Below are 11808 nucleotides of genomic sequence, written 5' to 3' on the forward strand. Positions count from 1 at the left end.
GAGTTATAGACACCTTGTTTTTTTGAGTACGGTCATCAATTGAAATAACAGGTAATATGATTTTTATTGAATTTTCCATAACTTGGAATGTAGGCTTTTCGCTATATTTTATATATGAGTTTTTGATCCTTCTTATGCCTGTTCCCAGTTTTTCGATTAATTTTATCCTGTAAAAAATATTTGCTAATATTCTGTTCCTCGCATTTGAAAAGTTGCCATTTAGAAATTCTTCTGATGAGATTCCAAGTGGAAGTGAACCAATGGAGACTATCTCAATCCTGTCTTCAAAGATTTCAATTCGGTTGTTTCCTCTTCTTTTGTAATCCCTGTGAATAATTGAATTCACTACAGCTTCCCTGTATGCCACTTCTGGAATTTCTTCAAATGATATCCGTTTTGCACTTTTTATTATATCTCTTTTATTGATATGCTTGTTGTAGAAGTTAATACTCTTGTTATAATGCTCTAGAACTGATACTCCAGAAACTTGAATTCTATCTCTAATTTCCATCATGGTATTATCTTCATAGCAAATCAGGTCAATACCTGCTTCCTTGAATATGTTCTTGTCTGCCAGCAGACCTGCGGCATTATTATATGATCCGTTTTTGTACAGTTCAAGAGATTTAAGAATATCCAAATCAATTTCATGAATATCAAGTTCATCCTGAAGAACCTTTTCAAGTTTATTGAACTTAATATTATTTCCAAAATAGTCTAATTCTTCAAAACTCAGATTTCTTCCATACATAACAAGTTCATCATACTTAAGTTTATCGACTTCAACTGTTGACGTATCCATTCTTTGGTAGGCTTTTTTTTCATATACATAAGGGGTATTGGGTCCTTTAAATATGATGAATCTAAGAATTTCGACATTATTAATATTCACTGTTTCAACTTCATAATATGGCCTAGGTCTTATGTTGTCATTTATTGCATTTTCTACATTAAGTCTAATTGATTCTGATTCTTCTATACCTATTGCTATACCATCGTCACTAATGCCTATAATTATTTCTCCATCATGATAGTTGGCAAAAGCAGATACTGTTTTAAGCATCGATTTTGTATATTTTTCCTTTAATTCTCTATATTTATTTTCACCACTAGATAGATCATAAATATTCTTCATAATAGACACTCCATTTTATTTTCGACCGGGGTCGAATTATTATGCGTTCTTTCGTTCCTTGGCTTTATAATATCACATATGTAAAAAAAGGTCTAGATAAACCAACGATATCCATTGATACTAACTATAATGATAAATATTCAAATCGCCAGTTTTAATATCTCCAATATAAGGATGTTCTCGTATGCTAAGAATTGCTTCTTTATACAATTTCTTTAGTTCTTTGTTTTTGAGTTTTTCATTTAACATTTTGTTTGGAGGTGCGTGCACTGAGTGTAATGGAATATTTTTATGACTTGAGGACGTTTTACAGATTTTGTGCTATTAGGTTTAAACTTGTTGATGAGAAGATTTTAAGCAATATTAATATGTTTTCAGAAGGCTTTTTGATTTCTAAAAACTTGGGTTTCATGATAGAATTATATATGAGTGGAGGTCAGATGAAAAAGAAAAGAATACTGAAAATAGAAACTAAAATAATGATACTTGTCGTTATACTTCTTGGTTTGTCAGTAATCATCAGTGCATTGCTTGCATCATCCTGGTTTGACAGTATTTTGGAAAAAAAGGTAGAGGACAATATAACAAATATTGCTTCTTTCATTGCAGTTGATGATGATATTACCTATGCTTTATATACTCAAAAGCAGGATAAGACGATTCAAAATATTGTTCAGAAATACCTTGATTCCATAGATGACATTACCTTTATAGTTGTTGCAGACATGAACAGTATAAGATATTCTCATCCCATAGAATCAAGGGTGGGAGAAAAATTTGTTGGTGGTGATGAAAAAAGGGTAGTAGAAAACGGGGAATCATATATTTCAGAAAGCACAGGTACCTTAGGAAGGTCTTTGAGAGCTTTTGAACCTATATTTTATGAAGGCAATCAGGTAGGATTTGTTGCAGTTGGAACTCTTACCGAAAGTATTGATTTGGCTAAAAATGAAACTTTTAATACTATTTTTGTATGGGTACTCATATCACTTCTTGTTGGAGCATTAGGGTCCTTTATGATTGGAAATAGTATAAAAAAGTCATTATTGGGACTTGAACCTGAACATATAGTGAAATTATTTACAGAGCAGGCGAGTATGCTCGATGCTATTCATGAAGGAATAATTTCAATAGATGTCGAGGGTAATATTACTCTTATTAATGATTCGGCCTTGAAAATTCTGGGAATTACTGAAATAGATATTTCACATACAATAGGAACATATATCGAAGATGTTTTTCCAACAAGCAGATTGACTCATATTATTAAGACGAGAAAATCCGAATATGACAAGGAACAAATAATAAATGGAAGAGTTATAGTGACTAATCGTGTCCCTATCATTAATGATGGAGAAGTGCTGGGAGCCATTGCTACTTTTAGGGATAAAACAGATATAATGAATCTGGCAGAAGAACTGACGGGTATAAATCAAATTGTTGATGCATTAAGGGCTAATTCCCATGAATTTTTAAACAAGATACATGTTATTTTGGGATTGGTGCAATTAGGAGAATATGTTGAAGTTGAGAAGTACTTGAAGAGTGTAATCAGCAGACGGCAAAATATTATTACAAGCGTTGTTAAAAATATAAAAGATTCAACAATTGCAGGATTGATTTTCGGTAAAATAAGCAGGGCATCAGAGCTTGGAATTACCATAGTTATAGATAGTAGAACAAAACTGTATAAGGAGCATGGAAGAATAAAGAGTACAGTTTTAATAAAAATAATCGGGAATTTATTGGAAAACGCCTTCTTTGCGCTAAAAGACAAGCAGAGTGAAAAATTCATTAGTTTGTTCATTTTTGAGGACCAGGATAAAATTTTTATTGAAGTTGAGGACAGGGGGATTGGGATAGAAAAAGATGTGATTGATAGAATATTTGACAAGGGCTATTCTACTAAAGAAGGAAGCAATGGAACAGGGTTGTATCTTGTGAAAAAAACTGTTGCTGAGTTGGATGGAAGTATTGAAGTGGATTCGGAAGTTGGCGAAGGGACAATGTTTAGAGTTACTTTGCTTAAGGAGGGTTTGGATGATTAAGGTATTGATTGTTGAAGATGATCCCATGGTAGCATATTTAAATGAAAAATATGTAAGTGTTTTTCCAGAGTTTGAAATTATTGACAAGGTAGGAAACGGGGAAGAAGCTTTAAAGGTTTTGAAGAACAAAAAATGCGATTTGGTGATACTTGATGTGTACATGCCTAAGATGGACGGCCTTGAAGTTCTTAGACAGATAAGAAGAGAGTTTATCAAAGTGGATGTAATATTTATAACTGCGGCTAAAGAGCATGAAGTCATAGATAGGGCATTAAAGCTTGGTGCAATTGATTATCTTGTTAAGCCTTTTGAATTTGAAAGACTGAAGGAATCTTTGAAGAACTACCTTGCGAGGCATGAGGTAATGAGAAACAAAGGAATAATTAATCAGAAGGATATAGATTTTCTAACAAAGGTTGATACTTCAATCAAACACGAATTGCCAAAGGGACTGCAGGAAAGAACGTTGAAGAAGATTATGGATGTGTTGGGCAATAATAAAGATACGTATTTATCTGCAGATGAGGTTGCTGAATTGGCAGGTATAAGCAGGGTGACTGTTCGAAGATATCTCGAATATCAGGAATCTGTCGGAGTCCTTGAATGTGAAACAAAGTATGGAACTGTAGGAAGACCGAGTTATGTATATAAAATACTTAATTGATATCATTAACAATATGAACTAAAATATGGATGAAGAGTACTGTTATCAAAGACAGTGCTCTTTTTTATTTTTTGTTAAATTATTGTCATAAACTTTATGAACTAAAGACTTTCAATAGTTGCTTAATCCAATTAAATAAATGAATCATGGTAGAATTAGTTTAGAAATAATAAAAGCCTATTATTATAGGCTATTATTTAAATGAATTATGGTAGAATTAGTTCATGGAATAATAAAAGTAAGAGGAGAAAGAAATGAATTATTCAGAAATAAGTTTAAAACTTCATGAAAAATTTAAGGGTAAATTATCAGTTGTTTCAAAAATGAAGGTAGAAAACAAAGATGACTTAAGCATTGCATATACTCCTGGAGTTGCAGAACCCTGCAGAGAGATTAACAGGGATAAGGAACTTGTATATAAATATACTTCAAAAGGAAATCTGGTTGCTGTTGTTACTGACGGTACGGCAGTATTGGGGCTTGGAGATATAGGTCCAGAGGCGGCAATGCCTGTAATGGAGGGTAAATGTGTACTGTTTAAGGAGTTCGCCGGCGTGGATGCATTTCCTATATGCCTGAATACTAAATCCATCGATGAAATCGTTAATATTGTGAAAGCCATATCTCCAACATTTGGTGGAATCAATCTTGAAGATATTTCTGCACCTAGATGTGTTGAAATAGAGGAAAGATTGAAAAAAGAATTGGATATACCTGTATTTCATGATGACCAACATGGAACAGCAATTGTAGTAACTGCAGCTTTGATTAATGCTTTAAAGGTTGCAGATAAAAAGATTGAAGAAATAAAGATTGTAGTTAACGGTTCGGGAGCAGCAGGGAGTTCAATTACAAAAATGCTCTATTCCATGGGAGCAAGAAAAATATATATATGCGATCGTGTTGGAGTACTTTATAGAGGTCAACAAACAAATAACTTTGTTAAAGAGGATTTGGCATCATTTACCAACCCGGAGAATGTTCAGGGAACTTTGGCAGATGTAATGGTTGGAGCTGACGTATTTATAGGTGTTTCCGGTCCTAAGACAGTAACAGAGGAAATGGTAGCTTCAATGAATGAAAAATCAATAGTTTTCCCAATGGCAAATCCTGTTCCTGAAATCATGCCGGATTTGGCAATAAAAGCGGGTGCCTTTATTGTTGGAACTGGAAGATCGGATTTTCCAAATCAGATTAATAATGTACTTGCATTTCCAGGGCTGTTCAAGGGAGCATTGGCGGTTAGAGCAAGTGATATAAATGAAGAAATGAAAATTGCTGCTGCACAGGCAATAGCATCAATTATAAGTGAAGAAGAAGTTAGTGCAGACTATATTATTCCTAATCCATTTGATAAAAGAATAGTTGAAGAAGTATCTAAATCTGTTTCAAATGCTGCAATAGAAAGTGGCATTGCAAAAATATAATATAAAACAAGGAGGAAATTATGTCATCTACATCAAAAATTGATAACACGAGTTTGTTGGAAGAAGAAAAAGGTTACAAGATCATGGGTATGTCTTTACCAGTATTCGGACTGGCTACAGCAATAATTCTAATCGCGGTTTATCTGGGTAAATTACCAAAAGGACTTACGGGAGCAATACCATTGATGATGGTAATGGGCGCAATTTTAAATGAAATAGGAAATAAAACACCAATAATCAAGGATTACTTTGGTGGTGGACCAATTGTAATTATTTTCGGTAGTGCTGCACTATTTACTTATGGAATCATTCCTGAAGCTGCAAAAGAAATTGCAGTAACATTTACAAAAGCCGGTGGATTTTTAAACTTTTATATAGCGGCTTTGATTACAGGCAGTATTCTGGGAATGGACAGAAAACTTTTGATTAAAGCATCTGTAAGATATTTGCCGACTATCCTGGGTGGAGTAATCGTTGCATTGGGTCTTGTTGGAATTGTTGGATCATTAATTGGATATGGATTTAAGGAAGCGGTACTATATATTGGAGTTCCAATCATGGGAGGCGGAATGGGAGCTGGAGCTGTTCCTCTATCAGAAATGTTTGGTGAATTCTTCAATGCAGATGTAGGAAAAATGCTTTCAATAATGATACCGGCACTTGCTATGGGTAATGCTTTTGCAATAGTTGCTGCGGGAGTGCTAGACAAGATTGGAAAGAAAAGAACTTCTCTTACAGGTAACGGAAAGCTTATGAGAATAGAAAGCGATGATTTTGTATCAGAAGAAGTAGAACACAAAATTTCATTTGAACTTATGGGAATGGGAATGCTTGTCGCAACTACATTCTATATACTGGGAAGCATACTTGCCAAGTTTATACCAATACATTCTTATGCATTGATGATAATATCTGTTGCTGCTGTTAAGGCAATGGGACTTATGCCAAGAAAATACGAAGTAGGAGCTTTTCAATTCTTTAAATTCGTAATGGTTGCACTTACACCGGCACTGCTTGTTGGTATTGGAGTAGCATATACAGATTTAGCAGCTGTAATAAGTGCATTTACTATTCAATATATAATTTTGGTGGCAGTTACAATAATCGGAGCTATACTGGGATCAGGATTTGTTGGTTATTTTATGGGATTCTATCCAATAGAAGCAGCAATAACAGCAGGATTGTGTATGGCTAATATGGGTGGAACTGGAGATGTTGCCGTATTATCAGCATCAAAAAGAATGGAGTTAATGCCATTCGCACAAATTTCATCTAGACTTGGTGGAGCATTTATAATAATTCTTGCCTCATCATTATTAAAAATATTCATCTAATTAAAAATATTCATGTAGCAAACCTTAGAAAACGGGGCCGGAGAACGTTAATTCCGGCTCCTTTTTTAGCAATCAAATACAATTATTTCAAGGATTTTTCTGCTGGTATACCGATTTGCCTTCTCCATGTAATAAGGGTTTCATATTATTGAATTATACACATATATCTGATATACTTTTGATAATAATCAATTTTCACTCGAGAGTGGAGAGGTGAATATATAAGAGGGGTCTACTGTGTCAGTAGGTCTCTTTAAATAAATCCATAGGGAGCTAGTATAATGAAAACAATTTTAATTACAGGAGCAGCAGGCTTTGTCGGATCAAACCTCGCAAAAGTTCTAGTTTTAGATAATAAAATAATTGGATTTGATAATGTGAATGACTATTATGATGTAAAGTTGAAAGAGTATCGTTTATCTCAACTAAATTCTAATCCGAATTTCACATTTATAAAAGGTGATTTGGCTGATAAACAGGCTATTGATTCTATATTTGAACAGTATAAACCTGACATTGTTGTAAACCTGGCTGCGCAAGCTGGTGTTAGGTATTCTATCGACAATCCTCAGGCGTATATTGATTCTAATCTCATTGGTTTCTTTAATATCTTAGAGGCATGTCGAAATAACCCAGTTGAGCATTTGGTTTATGCATCTTCTTCATCAGTTTATGGTTCTAATAAGAAAGTTCCATATTCAATTGATGATAAGGTGGACAATCCCGTATCGCTTTATGCAGCCACAAAGAAGTCAAATGAATTGATGGCTCATGCTTATTCCAAGTTGTATGACATTCCTGCCACAGGACTTCGTTTCTTCACGGTGTATGGACCTGCGGGCAGACCTGATATGGCTTATTTTAAATTCACCAATAAATTAGTCAAAGGTGAAAAGATTCAGATTTATAACTTCGGGGATATGTATCGAGACTTTACTTATATTGATGATATTGTAACAGGTGTCATTAATGTTATGAATAAAGCACCGGAACCTAATGAAGATGGTGTGAAGTATAAATTATATAACATCGGTAATAACAGTCCAGAAAGCTTAATGGATTTCGTCAATATATTAGAACAGAAATTAATGAAATATGATATTATTGACACTGAGGCAGTGAAGGAATTATTGCCTATGCAGCCTGGTGATGTGTATCAGACATATGCTGATGTATCTGAATTGGAGAAAGACTTTGGTTTCAAACCAAGTACAAGTCTTACAGAGGGTCTTGATAGGTTTGTTAAATGGTATAAGGAATATTATAAGGAACAATAGTTAAGCTATGGAAAAGCAATTGTTTAACTACTGTTCAAAAATAAAGGGGAAATATCGAAATGAAAATTACAATAGCAGGAACAGGATATGTAGGATTGTCAAATGCAATTTTACTGGCACAGAATAATGAAGTAATAGCATGTGATATTATTAAAGAAAAAGTAGATATGATCAATGACAGAAAATCTCCTATTATTGATAAGGAGATTGAAGAATATTTGTCTACCAAGGAACTTAACCTGGTTGCTACTACAGATAACTATTTGGCATACAAGGATGCGGACTATGTTATTATCTCAACACCGACAAACTACGATGTTGAGAAGAACTATTTTAATACTAGAACAGTTGAGGCTGTAATAGCAAATGTACTGGCTATTAATCCTGATACTGTAATGATTATCAAGTCCACTGTACCAGTTGGATATACTGAGAAAGTTAAGGAAATGTTTGAAACTGACAATATAATATTTTCTCCTGAATTTTTGAGAGAGGGTAAGGCGCTATATGATAATCTTCATCCTTCAAGGATAGTAGTTGGAGAAAATTCCGAAAGAGGAAGGGTGTTTGCAAATCTTTTGGCTGAAGGTGCTATCAAGAAGGATATTCCTGTTCTTCATACCGGATCTACAGAAGCTGAAGCAATCAAACTTTTTGCTAATACATACCTGGCAATGAGGGTGTCGTTTTTCAATGAACTTGATTCTTATGGAGAGGTAAGAGGACTTGATACCAAGCAAATTATTGAAGGTGTTGGACTTGATCCAAGGATAGGAAGTCATTACAACAATCCTTCATTTGGATATGGTGGATATTGTCTGCCTAAGGATACAAAGCAGCTGTTGGCAAACTATGCTGATGTACCACAGAATATCATGTCTGCTATAGTTGATGCAAACAGGACCAGAAAAGATCATATAGCAGATATGATTATAAAAAGTGAACCTGAGATTGTAGGTATATACAGACTTACTATGAAGATGGATTCTGATAATTTCAGACATTCTGCAATTCAGGGTGTAATGAAACGCGTTAAGGCAAAGGGTATTGAGGTAGTGGTATATGAACCTGCACTAGAAGAAGATGAATTCTTTAAGTCTAGAGTTATCAAGGATCTTGATGAGTTTAAGAAGATTAGCGATGTTATTGTGGCTAATAGGATTGATGATAGTATCATGGATGTAGAAGAGAAGATTTATACTAGGGATTTGTTTAGTAGGGATTGATGTGTATAGCAGTTGACGTAAAATTAAATAGAACGCAAATATTGTGTCTGTGGACTAGGTAAATTAGTTATTGATAGACAGGGCAGAAAGGAATAAAACATGATAAAATTAAAAGTGAATCCGGGAATTTGTGGATTAATGACAGAGATTGAAGTTGAAGCACCCGACAGCATGAATGCAGAGTTTAAAGTAGATAGTCAATGTGAACATATTCGCAAACTGGTAGAGGATGTACCTTCTGTAAAAGGTTACGATGAAGTATTTAAAAAATATGGAGAAGGTGCAATTGCCAAAGCAGCAGCAGTTCATTGTCCTCATGCAGCTTGTCCTGTTCCTACGGCAATGTTAAAAGGTGTAGAGGTAGTATGTGGGTTAGCATTACCCAAGGATGTTGAAATAGAGTTTGAATAGGACTAGGGCATAATTTTGCCTATGAAAAGATATTCTGGAAAAAGTATATATTAGGAATTATTAGGTGAGGTAATAGCATGGATAAAATTATTGACAAGTTTAAAAAGGGAACACAGCATGTAAATATAGTATCTCCTGTGACTGCAAATGAATTAACGAAAGTTGATGTAGTTACGGATCATTATATAAATAAAAAATGCATTAAATTTATTCCAGCAAGTGGTGCAGCTACAAGGATGTTTAAGGATTTGTATAAATACCTGGGTGATAAGGTGGATACTGATTTTGTAAACAGTTTTTTTGGTGATTTGGAGCAATTTGCATTCTATGACGGCATAAAAGAATTGATTGATTCTAAGAAATTGGACAAGGAAACTATTGATGGTCGAATTGAGATTATAAGCATTGTTTTAAGTAATGGAATGAATTATGGAAATTTGCCTAAGGCTCTTATTAAAATGCATTCATATGAAGATTGTTCAGCTACTCCAATTGATGAACATATTTATGAGGGAGAGCAATATTTGAACAAAGATTCGGTAGGATTGCATTTCACCATATCTGAAGAACATGAAGAATTGTTCAAAAGCTATACAGAGAAAGCATTGTTTGGAAAAGACAATGTAAACATTACCTATTCCTTTCAAAAGAAAATAACGGATACATTAGCAGTAGAAATGGATAACAATCCTTTTTTGCTTGAGAATGGAGAGGTGCTTTACAGGGCTGGTGGTCACGGTGCTTTGATTGAAAATCTGAATGATTTGGATGCTGATATTGTTTTCATTAAAAATATAGATAATGTATGTCATAAAAGCCATGTAGATGAAACCATTGATTCAAAAAAAATGCTGGCGTCTGTAGGGCTTGAAGTTAAAGAACAGATTGACAGGTATATTTCGGATATATTGTCTGAGGATTTTGACCTGGATGAAATCAATGTGTTCTTGAAAGATACATTAAATATAGTCTGCAAAGATGTACTGACAAAGGAAAATGCTTTGTCCTTTCTTAACAGACCACTTAGGGTTTGCGGAATGGTTAAAAACCAGGGAGAACCAGGTGGAGGACCCTTTGTTGTAGATAATGGAGATCATCTGGATTTGCAGATATGTGAAAAGTCAGAGATTGATTTGAATGATGAAGAGAAGATGAAGATCCTGGAATCATCACAGTTTTTTAATCCGGTTGATCTGGTGTGTTTTCTTAAGGATTATAAGGATGAGAAATTCAATTTATTGGATTTTGTAAACAGGGATAGATATTTTATTAGTGAAAAGACATATAAGGGTAGGAGCTTAAAGGCTCTTGAACATCCAGGTCTATGGAATGGTGCAATGCATAATTGGAACACCTTGTTTGTAGAGGTTCCACTTTCAACATTTAATCCGGTGAAGACTGTGAATGATTTGTTGAGGTACGGCCATAGGATGGCTTAGAAACCAAGCAAAACTTTGATTAGGTGATAATATTTTCATGATTTGACGGACCGGACGCTTATTTAAATAATGTCAGTTAAAATAAATAAATACTTGACCAAATACAAATAAATGATATAATTGAATTAAGAGTAGAGGTGTTGTTATGAGTTATTCTAGAGAAGTTGTCAATTATATAAACCGGACGAATAAAATGACAGTAATTGATATGGTATATATACATTCAACCAGGTTTGAGAATGTTCCAGATATGGCATATCAAAAGATTTTTTCAAGGTTAGAAAAGAATGGTGAATTGAAAAGAGTTGCTAAGAGCATATATTATAGACCGGAAAAGGGAAGATTTGGTAATTTAAAAATATCAAATAAGGCGATAGCGGAATATTTTATCGGCAATAAAAACCAATATGGATTATATGTCGGCTATAGGATGTTCAACAGGCTTGGTCTTACTACACAGATTTCAAAATCCATAACCATATATTCCACGAGATTGCAGCAGCAATCCAAGAAAATTGGAAATATAACAATAAGTAAGATTGATATGAAACTCAGTGAAAAAAGAGTTAAATTGATTGAATTGCTTGAAGTACTGCAAAACTATGGGTATATTGAGGATTTTGACAAGAAGAAGCTGTATCAGTATCTATCCAGGATTAGCGAGTTTTATGATAATGCAGATATGGAATATATTCTAAAAGTCATGAAGTATAAGAAGAGCACTATAGCATCGTTGAAAAGTGTAGTGGATTATTTTGAAATTGAGAATGGACTGGTTAAACATTTGAATTCGTCATCGAAATATGGTGAATTGAATATGGAGGCGCTTTATGAATCTGTTAAATGA

At 34.0% G+C, this 11808-nt stretch carries 10 protein-coding genes; 9 read left to right on the forward strand and 1 reads right to left on the reverse strand.

Annotated elements, in window-relative coordinates:
- The coding region (locus tag AC3AX0_RS01215; protein WP_487548478.1) for an RNA-binding domain-containing protein at window positions 1-1135 on the reverse strand (1135 nt) is incomplete at its 3' end.
- Window positions 1136-1575: 440 nt separating this feature from the next.
- On the opposite strand from AC3AX0_RS01215, the gene AC3AX0_RS01220 reads away from it, so the two are divergent.
- From AC3AX0_RS01220 to AC3AX0_RS01260, 9 genes are all read left to right on the forward strand, one after another.
- Window positions 1576-3183 (forward strand): ATP-binding protein, encoded by a 1608-nt coding sequence (locus AC3AX0_RS01220; protein ID WP_487548479.1) that lies wholly within the window; start codon window positions 1576-1578, stop codon window positions 3181-3183.
- Window positions 3176-3847 carry a response regulator gene (locus AC3AX0_RS01225; protein WP_487548480.1) on the forward strand — a complete coding sequence of 224 codons (672 nt, stop codon included), beginning with the start codon at window positions 3176-3178 and terminating at the stop codon, window positions 3845-3847. Before AC3AX0_RS01220 ends, AC3AX0_RS01225 begins: the two co-directional genes overlap by 8 nt.
- Window positions 3848-4101: 254 nt before the next feature.
- The gene (locus tag AC3AX0_RS01230; RefSeq protein WP_487548481.1) at window positions 4102-5274 is read left to right on the forward strand and encodes an NAD(P)-dependent malic enzyme; all 1173 of its coding nucleotides are present in this window, start codon (window positions 4102-4104) and stop codon (window positions 5272-5274) included.
- Between the two features lie 20 nt (window positions 5275-5294).
- Window positions 5295-6608 (forward strand): 2-hydroxycarboxylate transporter family protein, encoded by a 1314-nt coding sequence (locus tag AC3AX0_RS01235; RefSeq protein ID WP_487548482.1) that lies wholly within the window; start codon window positions 5295-5297, stop codon window positions 6606-6608.
- A 281-nt stretch (window positions 6609-6889) separates the two neighbouring features.
- The gene (locus tag AC3AX0_RS01240) at window positions 6890-7885 is read left to right on the forward strand and encodes an NAD-dependent epimerase/dehydratase family protein (protein ID WP_487548483.1); all 996 of its coding nucleotides are present in this window, start codon (window positions 6890-6892) and stop codon (window positions 7883-7885) included.
- A 59-nt stretch (window positions 7886-7944) separates the two neighbouring features.
- Window positions 7945-9111 carry a nucleotide sugar dehydrogenase gene (locus AC3AX0_RS01245; RefSeq protein WP_487548484.1) on the forward strand — a complete coding sequence of 389 codons (1167 nt, stop codon included), beginning with the start codon at window positions 7945-7947 and terminating at the stop codon, window positions 9109-9111.
- A 99-nt stretch (window positions 9112-9210) separates the two neighbouring features.
- A complete protein-coding gene (locus AC3AX0_RS01250) occupies window positions 9211-9522 on the forward strand; it encodes a DUF6951 family protein (protein WP_487548485.1) in 312 nt (103 codons plus the stop codon).
- Window positions 9523-9599: 77 nt separating this feature from the next.
- On the forward strand, window positions 9600-10961 hold the full coding sequence (locus AC3AX0_RS01255; RefSeq protein WP_487548486.1) for a DUF4301 family protein: 1362 nt from the start codon (window positions 9600-9602) through the stop codon (window positions 10959-10961).
- A 193-nt stretch (window positions 10962-11154) separates the two neighbouring features.
- A complete protein-coding gene (locus AC3AX0_RS01260; RefSeq protein ID WP_487548487.1) occupies window positions 11155-11808 on the forward strand; it encodes a DUF6088 family protein in 654 nt (217 codons plus the stop codon).

Source organism: Dethiosulfatibacter sp. (assembly GCF_983023055.1).